General features: G+C 62.9%; 13 protein-coding genes. 4 read left to right on the top strand and 9 right to left on the bottom strand.

Annotated elements, in window-relative coordinates; genetic code table 11:
* The first annotated feature begins 8 nt into the window (after positions 1 to 8).
* Positions 9 to 821, top strand: a complete 813-nt coding sequence (locus V3H18_RS06430; protein WP_332081152.1) for an ROK family protein — start codon at positions 9 to 11, stop codon at positions 819 to 821.
* 7 nt (positions 822 to 828) lie between these two features.
* Here the strand turns inward: V3H18_RS06430 and V3H18_RS06425 are convergent, their stop codons facing one another.
* A complete protein-coding gene (locus tag V3H18_RS06425; RefSeq protein WP_332081150.1) occupies positions 829 to 2,580 on the bottom strand; it encodes an ABC transporter ATP-binding protein/permease in 1,752 nt (583 codons plus the stop codon).
* Positions 2,581 to 2,745: 165 nt separating this feature from the next.
* Here V3H18_RS06425 and V3H18_RS06420 point away from each other — a divergent pair, with 165 nt between their 5' ends.
* The 3 genes from V3H18_RS06420 to V3H18_RS06410 all read left to right on the top strand — a co-directional run bounded on the left by V3H18_RS06420 (position 2,746) and on the right by V3H18_RS06410 (position 7,248).
* Entirely contained in the window at positions 2,746 to 4,896 is a 2,151-nt protein-coding gene (locus V3H18_RS06420; protein WP_332081149.1) for a glycoside hydrolase family 3 N-terminal domain-containing protein, read from the top strand.
* Positions 4,896 to 6,479, top strand: coding sequence for an alpha-amylase family glycosyl hydrolase (locus V3H18_RS06415; protein WP_332081162.1), 1,584 nt, complete (start codon positions 4,896 to 4,898; stop codon positions 6,477 to 6,479). Before V3H18_RS06420 ends, V3H18_RS06415 begins: the two co-directional genes overlap by 1 nt.
* Before the next feature lie 196 nt (positions 6,480 to 6,675).
* Positions 6,676 to 7,248, top strand: coding sequence for a L,D-transpeptidase (locus tag V3H18_RS06410; protein ID WP_332081147.1), 573 nt, complete (start codon positions 6,676 to 6,678; stop codon positions 7,246 to 7,248).
* Here V3H18_RS06410 and yidD read toward each other — a convergent pair.
* From yidD to pheT, 8 genes are all read right to left on the bottom strand, one after another.
* On the bottom strand, positions 7,241 to 7,573 hold the full coding sequence (gene yidD, locus V3H18_RS06405; RefSeq protein WP_332081145.1) for a membrane protein insertion efficiency factor YidD: 333 nt from the start codon (positions 7,571 to 7,573) through the stop codon (positions 7,241 to 7,243). The genes V3H18_RS06410 and yidD overlap by 8 nt on opposite strands.
* A gap of 155 nt (positions 7,574 to 7,728) precedes the next feature.
* A complete protein-coding gene (rpoC, locus tag V3H18_RS06400) occupies positions 7,729 to 11,907 on the bottom strand; it encodes a DNA-directed RNA polymerase subunit beta' (protein WP_332081144.1) in 4,179 nt (1,392 codons plus the stop codon).
* A 185-nt stretch (positions 11,908 to 12,092) separates the two neighbouring features.
* A complete protein-coding gene (rpoB, locus tag V3H18_RS06395) occupies positions 12,093 to 16,229 on the bottom strand; it encodes a DNA-directed RNA polymerase subunit beta (RefSeq protein ID WP_332081143.1) in 4,137 nt (1,378 codons plus the stop codon).
* Between the two features lie 108 nt (positions 16,230 to 16,337).
* The gene (gene rplL / locus V3H18_RS06390; RefSeq protein ID WP_332081142.1) at positions 16,338 to 16,718 is read right to left on the bottom strand and encodes a 50S ribosomal protein L7/L12; all 381 of its coding nucleotides are present in this window, start codon (positions 16,716 to 16,718) and stop codon (positions 16,338 to 16,340) included.
* 42 nt (positions 16,719 to 16,760) lie between these two features.
* A complete protein-coding gene (gene rplJ / locus V3H18_RS06385) occupies positions 16,761 to 17,276 on the bottom strand; it encodes a 50S ribosomal protein L10 (RefSeq protein ID WP_332081141.1) in 516 nt (171 codons plus the stop codon).
* Between the two features lie 521 nt (positions 17,277 to 17,797).
* A complete protein-coding gene (locus V3H18_RS06380) occupies positions 17,798 to 18,631 on the bottom strand; it encodes a DMP19 family protein (RefSeq protein ID WP_332081140.1) in 834 nt (277 codons plus the stop codon).
* A 22-nt stretch (positions 18,632 to 18,653) separates the two neighbouring features.
* Complete coding sequence (locus tag V3H18_RS06375) at positions 18,654 to 18,989, bottom strand: hypothetical protein (RefSeq protein WP_332081139.1); 336 nt, start codon at positions 18,987 to 18,989, stop codon at positions 18,654 to 18,656.
* Positions 18,965 to 21,379, bottom strand: coding sequence for a phenylalanine--tRNA ligase subunit beta (pheT, locus tag V3H18_RS06370; RefSeq protein WP_332081138.1), 2,415 nt, complete (start codon positions 21,377 to 21,379; stop codon positions 18,965 to 18,967). The genes V3H18_RS06375 and pheT overlap by 25 nt, the downstream gene beginning before the upstream one ends.
* Positions 21,380 to 21,381: the final 2 nt, after the last annotated feature.

The raw sequence follows: 21,381 nt of genomic DNA, 5'->3' as shown, positions 1-21,381 counted from the left end.
GAGCGGCTATGTATGTCGTCGTCGATATAGGTGGAACCAAGACGCGGTTCGCCGGCGCTAAAAATCTTGACGCCTTTGTCGCGCCCCAGATCGTCGCGACCGCGCAGGATTATCGCGCGGGCCTTGAGACGCTGCGCGAAGCCGCGGCGAAAGCGTCGGAGGGCGCGTCGATAGACGCCATCGTCATCGGCGTTCCGGGCGTATTGTCGCGCGACAAGCGCGTGCTCGTTCATGCGCCTAATCTTCCGCAATGGAACGGCGCCGCAATCGCCGCCGATGTCGAAGCGATGCTTGGCGCGCGCGTCATTTTGGAGAATGACGCCGCCCTTGTCGGGCTGGGCGAGGCGACCGCCGGCGCGGGGAAAGGCTCGGCGATTCTCGCCTATGTCACCATCTCGACCGGCGTGAATGGCGCGCGCATCGTCGACGGCGCAATCGACCGCGCGACCTATGGCTTCGAAATCGGCGAACAATATCTCGACGGCGTCGCGCAGACCTTCGAGGAACTCGTTTCCGGCCACGCGATCGGCGCGCGCTTCGGCGTTCTGCCGCGCGAACTCGGCAAGGATCACCCCATATGGGAGGAGCTTGCCCGAATCGTCGCCCTCGCCCTGCATAATACGATCGCCTATTGGTCGCCAGACCGCATCGTCATGGGCGGCGCGATGATGGACGAAATCGGAATTCAGATCGATCGCATAGAAGCGCATCTGCGGGCGCTGCCGCGCAAGAATCCGGCGCTGCCGGACATCGTCCATGCGTCGCTCGGCGACTATGGCGGATTATGGGGCGGGATGGCGCGGCTGCGTCGGCGGATATGAGCGGCCGTCAAGAGGCGGCTGCGTCCGGGGGCGGCGCATTGAGCGTCAGACGCAATACGCGTTGAAAGAATTTGTCAGGGGCTTTCGGTCCGCTGATATAGACGAGCGCCGTCTCCGCCAGCTCCTTTCCGAATACATCGAACAGCGTCTCGCGCGCATGCGGCGAGAGCGAGTCGATCGCTTCGTCCACGACGACGAATCGCGGTTTGTGCAGCAGAAGGCGCGCGAAAGCGAGCTCTTGCTGCTCGACATCCGTCAGCTCCTTCTCCCAGGGCGCCGCGCCATCGAGCAAGGGCGTGAGATGATCGAGAGCGAAGCGCGCGAGCGCCGCGTCATAAGCGTCTTGCGGGAAGCTCTGGGGAGGAGACGGATAGGCGAGGATGTCGCGCAGAGTGAGATCGGCAATATAGGGGCGCTTGGGCGCAAAGAAGATGTTTTCGGCCCGCGGCAAACGGACGGCTCCGTTCCCGGCCGTCCATAAGCCGGCGATCGCTTCAAAGAAGCGCGTCTTCCCGGATCGCGGCTCGCCGACGATCAGCACATGGTCTCCGGGCGCGATTTCGACATGCGCCTCGCTTAATGTCGTCACGCCGGCCGGCGAATAAACGCTCAGATTGTTGAGAATAAGCCGGTCGCCTGAGGTTTCCTCAAAAGCGATGGCGCGCGTCTTTTCGCGCCTGTCGATATCGAAGAGCGCCTCGCGAAAATCTGCGACGCGATGCAGGGTCGCGCGCCAATCGGCGATCACGCCCGCATTGTCGACAAACCAGCGCAGCGATTGTTGGACCTGCGTGAAGGCGCCTACCGCCATCAGCAAGCCGCCGAAAGTGAGATTTCCGGCGAAATAGGCGGGCGCCGCGACGATGATCGGCGCGACGATGGTGAACCACCCATAGCCGGCCGTGACCCAGGTCAGATTCGTCGTCGCGGTGACGATGCGGCGCAGCACGGCAAGAAGCCGGTCTAATTCGTCGTGCAGACGATTCTCTTCAAGCTTTTCTCCGCGATAGACGGAAATCGCTTCAATATGTTCATTCGCGTTCATGAGCGCGAAACGCATTTCCGATTCGCGCGCATAGCGCTCGGCGCCAAGCTCGACGAGCGGCCGGCCGACGCGCCAACTGCCAAAGGAGGCGACGCTCGCGTAAAGGAGCGCAGCCCAAACCATATAGCCGGGAATGGCGATATTCTTGCCGAAAATGTCGAAACTGACGCCTTCCGACAGTCCCCACAGCACGCCGACGAAGCTGACGAGCAACAGCGTCGCCTGCAGGAGCCCAATTCCCAAATCCGTCGACACCTCGGCCAAATGCTGCGCGTCGGCGTCAATGCGCTGGTCGGGGTTGACGCCGATTTCGCCGAGATTGGCGATATGGAAGCCCCGGTGCGGCTTCAACCACTGAAAGAACAAATCCCGCGTCAACCCCTCGCGTAATTTCAGCTTGGTCATCTGCGAGAGCCAGGTCTGCGCGACGTTGAGAACGAGCAGTGCGCCGGCGATATAGGCGAAAACCAGAAGCTGCTTGGTCACGCCCGGAAGATCCTTGCGCGAGAGCGCATCATAGAAGGGCTCATTCCAGGCGTTCAGCCGAATCTGGCCATAAGCCGTCGCGGCGACGATTACGACGACCGCGACGCCGAGCCCATAGAGCGCGCGTCTTTGGCGCGAACCGCCAAGGGCGTTAAGGATCGTTTTAAGATGCGGCCATAGGTCGATAGCCGCAATCTTCTCCCGAACTGCGCCGCTCTGATCCGTCATCGCCGACTATCCCGCCGAAACTTGCGTTCTTCGTCGCCGCGTCGCTTTGCCAGTTTGGCGGCCTATTGCAATATGGATGCAGTGTAGGACGGATCGTCGCGTCAAGGCGAGGGTCATCGATGCGCGAAAAGGGCCTTTATGAAGAAGTCCGCGGCGGGAGAGGCCATGGCGCGCATTGATTCCCTTCTGCGCGCCATGACGCTTGAGGAGAAGCTCGGCCAGCTTAATCTCGTCACGGCCAATCAAACCGTAACCGGACCAATCGTCGCAGGGGAGATGCCGCAAGACATTCGCGCCGGGCGCGTCGGCGGCGTCTTCAACCTGTGGGGGCGAGAGACGGCGACGGGGGCGCAGCGGCTCGCGGTCGAGGAGACGCGGCTCGGCGTTCCGCTTCTTTTCGGCCTCGACGTGCTGCATGGGCATCGTACGATCTTTCCGATTCCGCTCGCCGAGGCGGGCGCCTTCGACGAAAGCCTATGGGAGCATACGGCGCGCGTCGCGGCGTTTGAGGCGGCGAACGAGGGCGTTTGCCTGACCTTCGCGCCCATGCTCGACGTGGCGCGCGACCCGCGCTGGGGCCGGATCGCCGAGGGGCCGGGCGAAGACCCATTCCTCGCCGAAAAATTCGCGCGGGCGAAGGTTAAGGGCTTCCAGGGCGAGAGTCTTTCGCATCGAAACGCCATCGCCGCGACGGCGAAGCATTTCTGCGCAGGCGGCGCCGCGACGGCGGGTCGCGATTATGCGTCGGTGGATGTCTCGGAGCGTGCTCTGCGCGAAGTCTATCTGCCGCCCTTTCGCGCCGCCGTCGAAGCTGGCGTTGCGGCGATCATGTCCGCCTTCAACAGCGTCAACGGCCATCCTATGGCGGCGCATGGCGTGTTGCTGAACGGCTTTTTGCGCCGCGAACTCGGTTTCGAGGGCGTCGTCATGAGCGATTATGGGGCGATCGCCGAACTCGTCGAACATGGCGTCGCCGCCGATCTTGTCGAGGCGGCGGCGCTCGCGCTCAAAGCCGGCGTCGATATGGATATGGTCAGCGGCGTCTATCTTAATCGCCTGCCGGAGGCGCTGGCGCGCGGCCTTGTCGAAATGGGCGACATCGACGCGGCGGTCGCGCGCGTGTTGAGGCTCAAGGAGCGGCTCGGGCTTTTCGACGATCCCTATCGCTTTGCGATGCTCGAAGAAGATGCGAACGAAACGCATCGGGAGTTGGCGCGGGAAGCCGCGCGCCGCGCGATCACGCTGCTCTCCAACGATGGCGTGCTGCCGCTCGCCGCCGATATTCGGCGTCTCGCGGTCATAGGCCCCTTGGCGGACGCGCCCGCGGAGATGCTTGGCCCCTGGTGTGCGGCGGGCGCGAGCGCGAATTGCGTCACGGTTCTCGAAGGGCTGAAAAGCGCCTTGCCGCATTGCGACATCGCGCATCATCCGGGCGTCTCGATCGCGGGCGATGACGAAAGCGGGATCGAGGCGGCCTGCGCGCTCGCCGCCGGCGCCGACGCTATCCTGCTCTGCCTCGGCGAATCCGCCGGCATGAGCGGCGAAGCCGCCTCCCGCGCGATGCTGGGATTGCCGGGCAAGCAGCGCGCGCTTGCCGAAAAGGTCTTGGCTTTGGGCGCGCCTGCGATCGCGCTTCTGACGTCCGGTCGCCCGCTGACTGTTCCCTGGCTCTTTGAGAAAGCGCAGGCCGTGCTCGCGACTTGGTTCCTCGGCGATATGGCGGGCAATGCCATCGCCGACGTTCTAACGGGTCGCTTCAATCCCAGCGCGCGGCTCCCCGTCGCCTGGCCACGAGAAGTCGGGCAGATTCCGATCTTTTACGCCGAGCGTTCGACCGGCCGGCCGCCCGAAGCCAACAATCCTTTCACGAGCAAATATCTCGATTGTCCCGTCGAGCCCCAATTTCCCTTCGGCCATGGGCTCTCGTACGCGCGCGTGACATTGGCTAATCTTCGCGTGAATAAAATCGAATTTTCGCCAGATGAGCATATCGAAACGACGATCGAAGCGCGCAACGAAAGCGACAAGACGACGCAAGAAACGATCTTTCTCTTCATTCACGACGTGACGGCGAGCGTCGCGCGCCCGTTGATGGAATTGAAAGCCTGCGCCAGGGTCGCTCTCGCGCCTTACGAAAGCAAAACCGTCGCTTTCACGCTCGGCGCGGAAAGCTTTTCCTTCCTCGGCGAGGATATGGAGCCGCTGATCGAGCCGGGCGCCTTCGACATACTGGTCGGCCTCAGCGCCGAGCGGAAAAATCTGCTGAGCGCCCGTGTGCGGCTTCTTTCCATATCGCAGCCAGGAGGAAGAGCGTGATGTCCTATGCCTGGTGGCAGACCGGAACGGTCTATCAAATCTATCCGCGCTCCTTTCAGGATTCCAATGGCGATGGCGTCGGCGATCTCGACGGCGTTCGGCGCCGGCTCGACTATCTCGTCTGGCTCGGCGTCGACGCCATCTGGCTTTCGCCCTTCTATCCGTCGCCCATGCATGATTTTGGCTATGACGTTGCCGATTATTGCAATGTCGATCCGCTCTTCGGCTCCCTTGCCGATTTCGACGCGCTCATGACGGAAGCGCATGCGAGGCAACTAAGGATCATCGTCGATTTCGTTCCGAACCATACGTCGAACGCCCATCCCTGGTTTCTGGAGAGCAAAAGTGCGCGCAACAATCCCAAGCGCGATTGGTATCTCTGGCGCGACGCGGGGCCGAATGGCGAACCGCCGAATAATTGGTTCAGCCATTTCGGCGGTCCTGCCTGGACATGGGACGAAGTTACGCAGCAATATTATCTGCACTCATTTCTGCCCGAGCAGCCCGATCTCAACTGGCGCAATCCTCAAGTGCGTGTGGCGATGCATGACGTGCTGCGCTTCTGGCTGCGGCGCGGCGTCGATGGCTTCCGCGTCGATGTGATCTCCCATCTCATCAAGGATGCAGCCTTCCGCGACAATCCCGTCAATCCCGGCTTTGCCGGAGAAGGGCCGGATATTCGCCGTCTCGCGCAGACCTACTCCTCTGACCAGCCCGAAACGCAAGAGGTCATCGCGGGCCTGCGACGCGTTATCGATGAATTTGAGGACCGCGTGCTGATCGGCGAAATCTATCTCCCCGTCGAGCGGCTCGTCGCCTATTACGGGAAGAATCTTGGCGGCGTGCATCTGCCGTTTAATTTTCAACTGATCGGCGCGCCTTGGGACGCCGCCGAAATCGGCGGCTTGATCGAGAAATATGAAGCGGCGCTGCCGGAAGGCGCCTGGCCCAATTGGGTGCTCGGCAATCACGACCAGCCGCGCATCGCCGCGCGCGTCGGCGCAGCGCAGGCGCGCGTCGCCGCCATGCTGCTTTTGACGCTGCGCGGGACGCCGACCCTCTTTTATGGCGACGAAATCGGGATCGGTCATGTCGAGATTCCGTCCGATCGCGTGCAGGACCCCTGGGCGAAGCGCGAGCCAGGCCTCAATGTCGGCCGCGACCCATCGCGCACGCCGATGCAATGGGATGCGAGCGCTTTTGCTGGATTTTCCACGCGCGAGCCCTGGCTGCCGCTGACGGAGGATCATCGGACCCGCAATGTCGCGACCCTGCGCGAGGACGAGTCGTCCATCCTTTCGCTGACGAGAAACCTGCTGCGCTATCGGCGCGAACACGCCGCGCTCGACGGGGGCGCCTGGCGCCTGCTGACGGCTGAGAACGACATTCTCGCCTATGAGCGCGTCCATGATCGCGAGCGCGTTATTGCCGCGCTAAATTTCAGCGGCGAGGCGAGAAACTGGAAGCCGCCGGCGCTCTCCGGCGCGACGATTGCGATCTCCACGCATGGCGGCCGCAATGGGGAATTGCTCGCGCCAGAAATAACGCTTCGCGCCGACGAGGGGCTTCTGATCTCGCTCTAGATCACGCTGCCTTTGGGCGGAAGCGCCCAAAGGCAGATAACGCGATCGATTCAAAAAGTTTAGAGCGCGCTTTCCGCGAAAGGCCGGATTCCACCTTTTCGCAGCGCGCTCTAGCCTCCCGAAATCGGCCACATTCGTAAAAAAAAGGTTAACGCGGCGGCGGTCGTCGAGACGAACCGTAAGAAGGATGGCGCCGATGCGCGAAAAGCGTCTGTGGATTGTCTTTGCGGCGCTTTGTCTTTGCGGCGCCGCGCCGGCGCGCGCTCAGGAGAGCCCGCTCAGTCGCGGGCCGCTCGCGGATTTTCTCAACATCTTTCGAGAGCAGGCGATACCGCGGCAAATCGTCTATTGGAAACATCCGCAATATGGGCGCGGCACGATCGTGATCTCAACGAAGGAGCGCCGGCTCTATTATGTGCTGGGCGAGGGGCGCGCCATCGAATATGGCGTCGGCGTCGGCAGAGAGGGCTTCGCCTGGTCTGGCGTGAAGACGGTCTCGCGCAAACGCGAATGGCCGGACTGGAGCCCGCCGCCGCAGATGCTGAGGCGCCGTCCCGACCTGCCGCGGCACATGGCGGGCGGCATGGACAATCCGCTCGGCGCGCGCGCTTTGTATTTGGGCTCTAGCCAGTATCGCATTCACGGCTCCAACGAGCCGGATACGATCGGCGCCGCCGTGTCTTCCGGCTGCATCCGCATGACCAATAAGGATGTCGTTGATCTCTACGGCCGCGCGAAGGTCGGGACGAAAGTCGTCGTGCTCAATTAGGCCGCGTCGCCTCGTCGGCTTCGACCGCTTCGCATATGGGTCGTTGGCGCCAGACGCCGTAGCGCCAGGGCGTCAGCGCGCTGGCGTCGGCGCGCAGCCTGTCCGGGACAGGATCGAAGCCCGCGCCGCCGCCGGGGCGGCAACGGCAGAGGCGCGCCAGGCCCATCCAGCCGCCGGCCCAGAGGCCATGGCGCGCGATCGCTTCGTCGGCATATTCCGAGCAGGTCGGCGCATAGCGGCAGAAGCGCCCCGCGATCATCGAGAAAGTGACGCGATAGAGGAAGATCAGCCCGCGCGCCGCACGGGCGGGGAGGGATAGGGACACTGCTGCGTTCCTTTCCGCTCACATATAGGCGATGCGCAGCCGGCGTGCAGCATGGGCGTCCTAATTCCGTTGCACGCGCAATGACAGCGCGCAGGCCAAAGCAAAAGGCCGCCCGGCAAAGGGCGGCCTTTTCAATTTTCATAATGCCTGCAGTTTCACTCCGCTGGCGGCAGCGCCGGCGCGGGTTCAGCCGTTTCGGCGCGCTGCTCGATGATGAGATCGTCGCGGCCGCCGGCGATGCCGCGGAACTTCGACATCGCCGCGCCGGTGCCGGCCGGAATGAGCCGGCCGACGATGACGTTCTCCTTCAGCCCGACCAGCGGGTCGATCTTGCCGTTGACCGCGGCCTCGGTGAGCACGCGCGTCGTCTCCTGGAAGGAGGCGGCGGAGAAGAAGGAGCGCGTCTGCAGCGACGCCTTGGTGATGCCGAGCAGCACCGGCGTGCCCGTCGCGGGTTTGCCGCCATTCTCGATCGCCTTGACGTTGGCCTCGTCGAGCTCGACGTGATCCACCTGCTCGCCTTCGAGGAAGCCGGTGTCGCCCGGATCGACGATATCGACCTTCTGCAACATCTGACGCACGATCACTTCAATGTGCTTGTCGTTGATGTTGACGCCCTGCAGCCGGTAGACCTCCTGGATCTCATTGACGAGGTAAGCGGCAAGCTCCTCCACGCCCTTGATCGCCAGAATGTCGTGCGGCGCCGGATTGCCGTCGACGATATAATCGCCTTTTTCTACCACGTCGCCGTCCTGAAGGTGAATATGCTTGCCCTTCGGGATGAGATATTCGACCGGCTCCGCGCCTTCCTCCGTCGGTGTGATGGTGATGCGCTGCTTGTTCTTATAGTCCTTGCCGAACTGCACGACGCCGGAGATTTCCGCGATGATCGCATGGTCCTTCGGCCGGCGCGCCTCGAAGAGTTCGGCGACGCGCGGCAGACCGCCGGTGATGTCGCGCGTCTTGGCGCTTTCGACCGAAATACGCGCGACGATGTCGCCGGCTTTCACCGTGCCGCCGGGCTCGACCGCGATGATCGAGTCGACGGGCAAGAGATAGCGGGCGTCGCCGCCGCGCTGCAGCTTGCCGATCTTGCCGTCCTCGCCCTTGATGACGATCGAGGGCTTGAGACTCGCCGAGCGCAGGTTGAGGCGATAGTCCATGACCATGCGCTTGGAGATGCCGGTCGACTCGTCGGCCGTCTCCGACATCGACTGGCCCTCGACCAGATCCTCGAAGCCGATGATGCCGTCGATTTCGCTGATGATCGGCCGCGTATAGGGATCCCACTCGGCGAGGCGCTGCCCGCGCTTCACCTTGTCGCCCTCGTCGACCTTCAGCCTCGCGCCGTATTGGATACGGTTGACCGCGCGCTCGGAGCCGTCGGGACCAAGAATCACCACGGCGACGTTACGCGCCATGACGATGAGGTCGCCGTCCGAGTTGCGGGCGACATGGCGGTTGCGCACATGCACCTTGCCCTCGAAATTCGACTCGATGAAGGACTGGTCCGCAAGCTGCGCCGCGCCGCCGATATGGAAGGTGCGCATGGTGAGCTGCGTGCCCGGCTCGCCGATCGACTGCGCCGCGATGACGCCGACGGCTTCGCCCATATTGACGGGCGTGCCGCGCGCGAGATCGCGCCCATAGCACTTGCCGCAGACGCCGTTCTTGGCCTCGCAGGTGAGAACCGAGCGGATCTTCACCTCCTGAATGCCGGCGGCGTTGATCGCCTCGATATGCTCCTCCTGGATCATGTCGCCGGCGCGCACGATGATCGTCTTGCCGTCCTGCGACTTCAGATCCTCCGCCGCGGTGCGGCCGAGAATGCGCGAGGTGAGCGAGGCGACGACCTGTCCCGCGTCGATGATGGCGCGCATGCGGATGCCGTTCTGCGTGCCGCAGTCGGTCGTGGAGATGATCGAATCCTGCGCGACGTCGACGAGGCGGCGCGTGAGATAGCCCGAGTTCGCGGTTTTCAACGCCGTGTCGGCGAGACCCTTGCGGGCGCCGTGCGTGGAGTTGAAATATTCGAGAACGGTGAGGCCTTCCTTGAAGTTCGAGATGATCGGGCTCTCGATGATCTCGCCGGAGGGCTTCGCCATCAGGCCGCGCATGGCGGCGAGCTGACGCATCTGCGTCGGCGAACCGCGCGCGCCAGAATGCGACATCATATAGATGGAGTTGATCGGCAGATCGCGGCCGTGCTCGTCCTTATGGACGGCCGAGATGCGCGCCATCATCTCCTCGGCGAGCTTCTCGGAGCATTTCGCCCAGGCGTCGACGACCTTATTGTATTTCTCGCCCTGGGTGATGAGGCCGTCATTATACTGCTGCTCATATTCCTTGGCGGCGGCGCGCGTCTCGCCGACGATCTTCTCCTTCGTCTCCGGCACGACCATGTCGTCCTTGCCGAAGGAGATGCCAGCCTTGAAGGCTTCGCGGAAGCCGAGCGACATGATGCGGTCGCAGAAAATCACCGTCTCCTTCTGACCGCAGTTGCGGTAGACGGTGTCGATCATGTTGGAGATTTCCTTCTTCGTCATCAGCTTGTTGACGACGTCGAAGGGAATCTTGTGGTGGGTCGGCAGAAGCTGGCCGAGCATCATGCGGCCGGGCGTGGTGTCGAAGATTTTTGATACGCGACGGCCCTTCTCGTCATAGGTCCAGGCGCGGCCCTTGATCTTGCTGTGCAGCGTGATCGCCTTGGCGGCGAGCGCATGCTCGATTTCGCCCTGGTTCGAGAAGGCCATGCCCTGTCCGGGATCGCCGTCGCGCTCGATCGTAAGATAATAGAGGCCGAGAACGATGTCCTGGCTCGGCACGATGATCGGCTGGCCATTGGCGGGATGCAGGATGTTGTTCGTCGACATCATCAGCACGCGCGCTTCAAGCTGCGCTTCGAGCGACAGCGGCACGTGAACGGCCATCTGGTCGCCGTCGAAGTCGGCGTTGAAGGCGGCGCACACCAGCGGATGAAGCTGAATCGCCTTACCCTCGATCAGCACCGGCTCGAAAGCCTGAATGCCGAGGCGATGCAGCGTCGGCGCGCGATTGAGGAGCACCGGATGTTCGCGAATGACCTCGTCGAGAATGTCCCAGACTTCGGGCTTCTCCTTTTCGACGAGCTTCTTCGCCTGCTTCACGGTCGCGGAATAGCCCTTGGCGTCGAGGCGCGAATAGATGAAGGGCTTGAACAGCTCCAGCGCCATCTTCTTGGGCAGGCCGCATTGATGCAGCTTGAGCTCCGGTCCGACGACGATGACCGAACGGCCGGAATAGTCGACGCGCTTGCCGAGCAGGTTCTGGCGGAAGCGGCCCTGTTTACCCTTCAGCATGTCGGCGAGCGACTTCAGCGGGCGCTTGTTGGCGCCCGTGATGACGCGCCCGCGCCGGCCGTTGTCGAACAGCGCGTCGACCGCCTCCTGCAACATGCGCTTCTCGTTGCGGATGATGATGTCCGGCGCGCGCAGTTCGATGAGCCGCTTGAGGCGATTGTTGCGGTTGATGACGCGGCGGTAGAGATCGTTCAGGTCCGAGGTCGCGAAACGGCCGCCGTCGAGCGGCACGAGCGGACGCAAATCCGGCGGAATGACCGGCACTTCCTTGAGGATCATCCATTCCGGGCGATTGCCCGACTGGATGAAGGCCTCGATGATCTTCAGGCGTTTGGCGAGCTTCTTGGGCTTCAGCTCGGTCTTCGCTTCAGAGATCTCGATGCGCAGCGACGCGGCGATGGCCTCGAGGTCCATCGACTCCAAGAGCTTGCGGATCGCCTCGGCGCCGATCATGGCCTGGAAATGATCCTGGCCATATTCGTCCTGCGCGCGCAGACATTCCTCTTCCGACAGGAGCTGGCGCTCCTTGAGCGGCGTCAGGCCTGGATCGATGACGATATAGGACTCGAAATAGAGGATGCGCTCGAGATCCTTGAGCGTCATGTCGAGCAGCAAGCCGATGCGCGAGGGCAGCGACTTCAAGAACCAGATATGCGCGACGGGCGCGGCGAGCGAAATATGGCCCATGCGGTCGCGCCGCACGCGCGCCAGCGTCACCTCGACGCCGCATTTCTCGCAGATGACGCCCTTATACTTCATGCGCTTATATTTGCCGCAAAGGCACTCATAGTCCTTGATCGGACCGAAGATGCGCGCGCAGAAAAGGCCGTCGCGTTCGGGCTTGAACGTGCGGTAGTTGATCGTCTCGGGCTTTTTGATTTCGCCGAAGGACCAGGAGAGGATTTTCTCCGGGCTCGCGATCGAAATCTGAATCTGGTCGAAGGCCTGCGTCGCCACGACCGGATTGAAGAGATTCATGACCTCTTGCTGATTCATGGTCTTCTCCTGGACCGGGATGGAAGCGCGTCTTGCGTCTTCCGCCGGTCGAAAATCTCTGGGCGCGTCCCTTCTCCCGCTTGCGGGAGAAGGTGTCGTCACGAAGTGACGACGGATGAGGGCCCTCACCCGGCTCGACTTCGTCGAGCCACCCTCTCCCGCGAGCGGGAGAGGGAAACGCGAACTTACTCCGCCGCTTCGGCCGCCGTGGGCGGCGCTTCCTCTTCCGGCGCGGCGTTGGTCAGCTCAACATTGAGCGCCAATGAACGCATTTCCTTGATGAGCACGTTGAAGCTCTCGGGGATGCCGGATTCGAACGTGTCGTCGCCGCGCACGATCGACTCATAGACCTTGGTGCGGCCGGCGACGTCGTCCGATTTCACCGTCAGCATTTCCTGCAGCGTATAGGCGGCGCCATAGGCTTCGAGCGCCCAGACCTCCATTTCGCCGAAACGCTGGCCGCCGAATTGCGCCTTGCCGCCCAGCGGCTGCTGGGTGACGAGCGAATAAGGGCCGATCGAGCGCGCGTGAATCTTGTCGTCGACGAGATGGTGCAGCTTCAGCATATAGATGTAGCCCACCGTCACCTTGCGGTCGAAAGTTTCGCCCGTGCGCCCGTCGAAGAGCGTCACCTGACCGGACGAGGCGAGCCCGGCCTTGGCCAGCATCTCGACGATGTCCTTCTCGCGCGCGCCGTCGAAGACAGGCGTCGCGATCGGCACGCCGCGCTTCAAGTCCTTGCCGACCTCGATCAGGCTTTGATCGTCGAGCGAGGAAAGCTCCGGATCGTCGCCATAGACCTCGGTCAGCGCCTTGCGCAAAGGCTTGATGTCCTTATTGCGGTAATAGGCGTCGACCGTTTGCCCGATCTGCTTGCCCAGTCCCGCGCAGGCCCAGCCGAGATGCGTCTCGAGAATCTGTCCGACGTTCATGCGACTCGGCACGCCGAGCGGGTTGAGCACGATGTCGACGGGCGTGCCGTCCTCGAGGAAGGGCATGTCCTCCTGCGGCACGATGCGCGAGACGACGCCCTTGTTGCCGTGACGGCCGGCCATTTTGTCGCCGGGCTGAATCTTGCGCTTCACCGCGACGAAGACCTTGACCATCTTCATCACGCCGGGCGGCAGTTCGTCGCCGCGCTGCAATTTCTCGACCTTGTCGAGGAAGCGGTTCTCAAGCCCCTTCTTCGACTCGTCATATTGCTTGCGCACGGCTTCGATCGACGCCATCAGCGCATCGTCCTCGACGACGAAGGTCCACCATTGCGAACGGGGATATTCGTCGAGAATCGCCTGGCTGAGCTTTTCGCCCTTCTTGAAGCTCTTCGGCCCGGCGATCGCGACCTTGCCGACAAGCGTCTCGCCGAGGCGCGCATAGACGTTGCGGTCGAGGATGGCGAGCTCGTCGTCGCGGTCCTTGGCGAGACGCTCGATCTCCTCGCGCTCGATCGCCTGGGCGCGTTCGTCCTTCTCGACGCCGTGGCGGTTGAAGACGCGCACTTCGACGATCGTGCCCTGAACGCCCGGCGGCACGCGCAACGAGGTGTCGCGCACGTCGGAGGCCTTTTCGCCGAAGATGGCGCGCAGGAGCTTCTCCTCCGGCGTCATCGGGCTTTCGCCCTTGGGCGTGATCTTGCCGACGAGAATGTCGCCCGCCTGGACCTCAGCGCCGATATAGACGATGCCCGCTTCGTCCAAATTCTTCAGCGTCTCTTCCGAGACGTTCGGAATGTCGCGGGTGATCTCCTCGGGACCGAGCTTGGTGTCGCGCGCCATCACCTCGAATTCGTCGATATGAATCGAAGTGAAGACGTCGTCCTTGACGATGCGCTCGTTGAGGAGGATCGAGTCCTCGAAGTTGTAGCCGTTCCACGGCATGAAGGCGACGAGCACGTTGCGGCCGAGCGCCAGATCGCCGAGGTCCGTCGAGGGGCCGTCGGCGATGATGTCGCCCTTTTGCACCAGATCGCCGACGCGAACGAGCGGCTTCTGGTTGATGCAGGTTGACTGGTTCGAGCGCTGGAACTTCATCAGCCGATAGATGTCGACGCCGGGCTTCGCCGGATCGAGCTCCTCCATCGCGCGGACGACGATGCGGGTCGCGTCGATCTGATCGACGACGCCGGTGCGGCGCGCCGAAATGGCGGCTCCAGAATCGCGCGCGACGATCGGCTCCATGCCGGTGCCGACGAGCGGCGCGTCGGCTTTCACAAGCGGCACCGCCTGGCGCTGCATGTTAGAGCCCATCAGCGCGCGGTTGGCGTCGTCGTTCTCCAGGAACGGAATGAGCGCCGCCGCGACCGAGACGAGCTGCTTGGGCGACACGTCCATCGCGTCGACCTTTTCGCGCGGCACCAGCATCACGTCGCCGGCGTGGCGGCAGAGCACGAGGTCTTCCGTCAGATTGCCATTGTCGTCGACCGGCGCGTTCGCCTGGGCGACGTGGTATTTCGCCTCCTCCATCGCGGAGAGATAGGCGACCTCGCCCGTCACCTTGCCGTCGCGCACGCGGCGATAAGGCGCTTCGATGAAGCCGTATTTATTGACGCGCGCAAAGGTCGCGAGCGAATTGATGAGGCCGATGTTCGGGCCTTCCGGCGTTTCGATCGGACAGATGCGGCCGTAATGGGTGGGGTGCACGTCGCGCACCTCGAAGCCGGCGCGCTCGCGCGTCAGGCCGCCCGGACCCAGCGCCGAGAGACGACGCTTATGCGTGATCTCCGATAGCGGATTGGTCTGGTCCATGAATTGCGAGAGCTGCGACGAGCCGAAGAATTCGCGCACCGCCGCCGCCGCCGGCTTGGCGTTGATGAGGTCCTGCGGCATCACCGTATCGATGTCGACCGAGGACATGCGCTCCTTGATCGCGCGCTCCATGCGGAGCAGGCCGAGGCGATACTGATTTTCCATCAATTCGCCGACCGAGCGCACGCGGCGGTTGCCGAGATGGTCGATGTCGTCGATTTCGCCGCGGCCGTCGCGCAGATCGACGAGCGCCCGCACGACCGCGACGATATCCTCGCGGCGCAGCGTGCGCGTCGTGTCCGGCGCGTCGAGATCGAGGCGCATATTCATCTTCACGCGGCCGACCGCCGAAAGATCGTAGCGCTCGGAATCGAAGAATAGCGAATGGAACATGGCTTCCGCCGTGTCCATCGTCGGCGGCTCGCCCGGACGCATCACGCGATAGATGTCGAACAGCGCCTCCTCGCGGCTGCTGTTCTTGTCGACGGCGAGCGTGTTGCGGATATAGGGGCCGATATTGATATGGTCGATGTCGAGCACGGGCAGCTCGTCGAAGCCTTTTTCGATGAGCAGCGGCAGCGTTTTCACGGTGATCTCGTCGCCGGCCTCGGCGAAGATTTCGCCCGTCGCTGGATCGTAGAGATCTTGCGCGAGATATTGGCCGTAGAGCTCTTCCGGCGCGACGCGGACCGCCTTCACGCCGTTTTCGGCGAGTTGGCGCGCGGCGCGGACGGCGAGTTTCTTGCCGGCTTCAAGAATGACCTGGCCTGAATCGGCGTCGATCATGTCGGCGACGGCCTTCACGCCCTTGACGCGTTCGGCGTCGAAAGGCATGCGCCAGCTCTCGCCATCCGCCGTATAGACGATGGTCTTGTAGAAGGTCGAGAGAATCTCCTCGCCGTCGAGGCCGAGCGCGAAGAGCAGCGACGTCACCGGAATCTTGCGGCGCCGGTCGATGCGCGCATAGACGATGTCCTTGGCGTCGAATTCGATGTCGAGCCAGGAGCCGCGATAGGGAATGATGCGGGCGGCGAACAGGAGCTTGCCGGAAGAATGGCTCTTGCCCTTGTCGTGATCGAAGAAGACGCCGGGCGAGCGATGCATCTGCGAGACGATGACGCGCTCGGTGCCGTTGACGACAAAGGTGCCGTTCGACGTCATGAAGGGCATGTCGCCCATATAGACGTCCTGCTCCTTGATGTCCTTGACCGACTTCGCCTGCGTGTCGGGATCGACGTCGAACACGATGAGCCGCAGCGTCACTTTGAGCGGCGCGGCGTAGGTCATGCCGCGCTGGCGGCATTCGTCGACGTCATATTTGGGCGCCTCGAATTCGTAGCGCACGAATTCGAGCAGCGAAACCTGCGAGAAATCGGAGATCGGGAAGACGGATTTGAAGACGGACTGCAGGCCCTCGTCGGGACGCCCGCCCTTCGGCTCGTCGACAAGCAGGAACTGATCGTAGGAGGCCTTTTGCACCTCGATCAGATTGGGCATTTCCGCCGCTTCGCGGATATGTCCGAAGAATTTGCGGATGCGCTTGCGACCGGTGAATTTTCTCGCCGACGTCTGAGCCATGTCGCCCTTCGAGCCTCTTGGTGAGTAGCAACCGAAATCTAAAAGCGCGGTGCGCTTCCTCTCCCCGCGTGCGGGGAGAGGGTCTGAGCAGCGTAAAACGCGGCTCGCTTACTTGAGTTCGACCTTGGCGCCGGCCTTTTCGAGGGCGGCCTTGATCTTCTCGGCTTCTTCCTTGCTCGCGCCTTCCTTGACGGGCTTGGGCGCGCCTTCGACGAGATCCTTGGCCTCCTTGAGGCCGAGGCCCGTGATCGCGCGGACTTCCTTGATGACCTCGATCTTCTTGTCGCCGGCGGCGGCGAGAATCACGTTGAACTCGGTCTTCTCCTCGACGGCCGGCGCGGCGGCGGCGCCGGCGCCCGGGGCGGCCGCGACGGCGACGGCCGCGGCGGCGGAGACGCCCCATTTCTCTTCGAGGAGCTTCGCAAGCTCGGCGGCCTCGAGCACGGTGAGGGCCGAGAGGTCTTCGACGATCTTTTCCAGATTAGCCATTTGTTACGTCCTTTGAATTTGGTTCTTTAGGTTGCGAGCCTCTTAGGCCGCGTCTCGATTGGCGTAGGCTCCGAAGACGCGCGCGAGCTTGGCGGCCGGCGCGGTCGAGAGCTGGGCGATCTTGGTCGCGGGCGCCTGGATGAGGCCCACGAGCTTGCCGCGCAGTTCGTCGAGGGACGGCATGGTCGCGAGCGACTTCACGCTGTCCGGGTTCAGAGCAGTCTTGCCCATGGCCCCGCCGAGGATGACGAATTTGTCATGGTCCTTGGCGAAGGCCACGGCGACTTTCGGCGCCGCCACCGGATCGTCCGAATAGGCGATCAGGGTCGGCCCCTTGAGCAGGGGCGCGATGGAGGCGACGTCGGCGCCATCGAGAGCGATCTTGGCGAGGCGGTTCTTTGCGACCTGGACCGTCGCGCCCGCGTTGCGCGCCTGCTTGCGCAGGTTTTGCAACTGAGCCACGGTCAGGCCGGAGTAGTGCGCCACGACGACCACGCCCGTCTTCGAAAAGACTTCGCGCAACGTCGCGACCGCTTCCTTTTTCTCCGCTCTGTCCACGGTTGCTCTCTTCTAACTGGCGGGAAAACCCCGCCGGTTGCGACATGCCGCTCGCGCGAGGCAATTTTGCCTGGAGCAAGCGGCGCCGTAGATCCTGTCCCCGTCGCGGGCGAAGCCGCGGCGGTTGAAGGGGCGTGAACCAAATTCGAAGGACGCTGGCGGGAAACCCGTTCACGGCCTTGTAAAATTACGGTTTCCCCGTCTGTGCAGGCCGCCCTCAAGGCGACGGACGGGCCGTCGTCTCCTGGGCCGATTGAGCCGCTACAGGGTTTTGAGGCCCCTAGCGCGCGCCGGCAGTCTCGGACAGGACATGGCCGGACCGGACACGAGGAATTCCCCGGGTCCGCCGGCCTATCCGCCGCCATTGACTAAGCCCTTGTTAGGACTTTTGTTTTAGGCGGAAGCTCAAATCTGAAAACGGGGCCGCAGGTCGATTGGCCAGCCCCGGAACGCTCTATTTAGTCGGGCGGAGCGGTTTTGCCAAGGGGAAAATTCGGGATTTCCGCTAATCCCTCGCGACCTCAAGACTGGCTGATCTGCAATTTGGATACATCTATTTCACAAACAATGTTGTTGGAGCGGTCCCGGACCATAAAAGCCTTGTCTCCTTCGTCGATCATATAGAAATGACCTTGATCCGTGACGAAATGCCATGCCGTTCTTCGGGCGCCATTAAATTCCTGGCTAACACCCGCAGTGACTGTTTCAAGCTTTTGGTTCGCCTCGGCGCATAAAGCCAGGATGATTTTGTGATCGCGTCGGGCTTTAGCTCGCAAAGCAATCCTCGCGTCCTGATCCGGAACGCAATCAGCGCGCCTCTCGATTTCAGCGTCTATCTGTTCGCCGCTCGCTATCACCAGCGCGGGATGCGCTTTTAGCCAAGCTGAGTTGAGTTCAATGAGGTCTTCTTCCTCATTGATTCGAAAAAAATCGTCGCTGATAAAATCTAGGATAGGCAGTTCCGGGCTGGCGACATAAGTATCGATGTCCGCCTGCGAAAAAGCTTGTAGCCGTTCTGGGGAGAGCGTAGCTACTAATGCCGCGCCTTTTTCGAAAAGTTGGGAATGTTTAGCCGCGCCAATTGCTTGCAGGCCATTTCGAACACACTGTATACCGAAAGAAGGCCAACCTGAGTTGTGAACGAATTGGGCAAAACCGCCGTTGTTCATTTGCGTGAGGTAGTAATCAACCCAGTAGCTTAACATCGCATGATAGGATATTTCCTCTTGCATGTATAGCATGCCAAGCATGTCGTTTATAAAGTCGATGTTAGATTGGATAATATCATAATTGTCACCCGTAGTTAAAGATTCGTCGAAGATAATGATTGCTTCTGGATCAGTTATTTTTGTCAAAGCTGCCCCCTATCGTCTGTATTCATTGACGTCGGCCAGGCGTGAACTCCATCCGCACGCGGCCGCCGCGTCCCTGCGAGAGCTGCGCCCCTCCTGGCGCCGGGCGATAGCTCCCCGCGCCTTTGCTCCTGCCGCCCTCGCTGGCGACGCCGGGATATGTCTTGCCGCGCTGGCCGCGAACCGGCCCAAAAGAGGCGAGGCAGCGATTATAGGCGTCGGCTTCCTGAATCTTCTCGCAATCGGCGATCGAGCGCGCCGCCGCGCCCGCGCGCCCGGGAAGGAGCGTCACGGCGAGGAGCGCGGCGCCGAGCGTGCGCGCCCAATAATGTTCGCCTATCCTCTGAGCGTCGCGCCGCATTTTTTTTCCGCCTCCGTCACGATTTTTTGCGCGATCGTTTCGATCTCGGCGTCGGTCAGGGTTTTCTCGCGCGGCTGCAGGGTGACGGCGACGCCAACCGACTTCTTGCCTTCCGGCACGCCCTTGCCCTCATAGACGTCGAAGACGCTGACATCCGAGATGAGCGCCTTGTCGGCGCCGGCGACGGCGCGGATGAGATCGCTCGCGAGCGCGTCGCGCGCGACGAGGAAGGCGAAATCGCGCGAGACGGGCTGAAGATCGGAAATCTCCAGCTTCGGCTTGATCTTCGTCGGCTTCGCCTTCGGCGCCGGCAGCGCATCGAGAATGATCTCGAAAGCCGCGACCGGCCCTTCGACGTCCATCGCGGTCAGCGCCCGCGGATGCAATTCGCCGAAATGGCCGATGACGGCCTTGGGCCCGAATTGCAGCGTCGCCGAGCGGCCGGGATGAAACCACGGCGGCCCGCCGGGAACGACCTGCAGACCGCCCGTCGCGACGCCAAGCGTCGCGAGCAGCGCCATCGCGTCGGCCTTGGCGTCGAAAGCGCCGGCGTCCTGCGCCGGCGCGGACCAGTGGCGGCCAGCGCCCGTAAGGCCGCGCCTGACGCCCGCGGCGGCGAGGCGCTGGCCCTTTTCGCTTGGATCAAGGAAAATCTGCCCGACTTCGAAAAGAGCTGTGTCGCCAAGCCCGCGCGCGGCGTTGCGCCCCGATGCGGCGACAAGGCCCGGCAGCAGGCTCGGCCGCATGTCGGAGAGGTCCGACGCGATCGGATTGGCGAGCGCGAGCCCCGGCGCGCCGCCGCCGAACGCCTCCGCTTGCTCTTTCGAGACGAAGGACCAGGTCACCGCTTCGACGAGGCCCTGGCTCGCGAGCGCGCGACGGGCGTTGCGGGCGCGCTTCTGAAGCAATGTGAGCACTGGCGGCGCGACGCCGTCCATGCGCGGCAGCGGCGTCGCGGGCACATTGTCGACGCCGACCATGCGTACGATTTCTTCGACGATATCGGCCTTGCCCTCAATATCGGGTCGCCAACTCGGGGCGGCGATATGCGCAATCTCGTCGCCGGCGCTTTCCACGCTGAAGCCGAGGCGCTCGAGAATCATCGTCGCTTCTTCGCGGGTAACATCCAATCCCGTGAGGCGTTTCGTTTCGCTCCAGGGAAAACTGATCGCGCGCGAGAGCCGCGGAAGCTCGCCGGCGAGCGTGAGCTCCGACGGCGCGCCGCCGCAGAAGTCGAGCGCGAGCTGCGTCGCGAGTTCGAGACCCGCCAGCGCGAAGTCGGGATCGACGCCGCGTTCGAAACGATAGCGCGCGTCGGTGACGATGCCGAGCTTGCGCCCGGTATGCGCGATATTTTGCGAGTCCCACAGCGCCGTCTCGATCAACACGTCGGTCGTCGATTCATCACAGCCTGACGCCTCGCCGCCCATGACGCCCGCGAGCGATTCAGGCCCATTGTCGTCGCAGATGACGACCATGCTCTCGTCGAGTTCATAGGTCCTGCCATCGAGGGCATGCAGGGTCTCGCCCTTTTTCGCGCGGCGCAGGACGAGATTTCCCTTCACCTTTTTCGCGTCGAAGACATGCAGCGGGCGCGCGCGGTCGAAGGTGAGAAAATTGGTGATGTCGACGAGGGCGTTGATCGGACGCAGGCCGATCTCGCGCAGCCGCGCCTGCAGCCAGGCGGGGCTTTGCCCGTTCTTGACGCCGCGTACGAGACGCAGGCCGAAGAACGGCGCGAGATGCGCGTCTTCCTCCGCAAAGTCGCGGGTCACGGCGACGGGGCAGGGGAATTTGCCCTCGACCGGCAGAATGTCTCTCGTCTTGAGAACGCCGAGGCCCGCGGCGGCGAGATCGCGCGCGATTCCATAAACGCCGGCGGCGTCGGGGCGATTGGGCGTCAGATTGATCTCGATCACCGGATCGTCGAGCCCGGCCCATTGCGCGTAAATCGCGCCGACCGGCGCGTCATCGGGCAGGTCGATGATGCCGTCATGATCGTTGGAGAGTTCAAGCTCGGCGGAAGAGCAGAGCATGCCAAGCGACTCGACGCCGCGAATGACGCCCTTGCCGAGCGTGATCTTCTTGCCGGGAATATAGGTTCCGGGCGGCGAGAAGACGCTCTTCATGCCGGTGCGGGCGTTGGGCGCGCCGCAGACGACCTGCACCGGCGCGCCGCTTCCCGTATCAACCATGCAGACGCGCAGACGATCGGCGTTGGGATGCGGCTTCGCCTCGATTACGCTTGCGATGGTGAAGTCTTTAAGCTGCGCGGCCGGGTCATGCACATGCTCGACCTCGAGGCCGATGCGCGTCAGCGTCTCGACGATTTCGGCGAGCGAGGCCGAGGTGTCGAGATGTTCCTTAAGCCAGGAGAGGGTGAATTTCATTT

Source organism: Methylocystis borbori (assembly GCF_036576025.1).
GTDB lineage: Bacteria > Pseudomonadota > Alphaproteobacteria > Rhizobiales > Beijerinckiaceae > Methylocystis > Methylocystis borbori.
The sequence above is the reverse complement of the archived record's forward strand: the minus strand, read 5'-3'. Positions and strand labels throughout refer to the sequence as shown.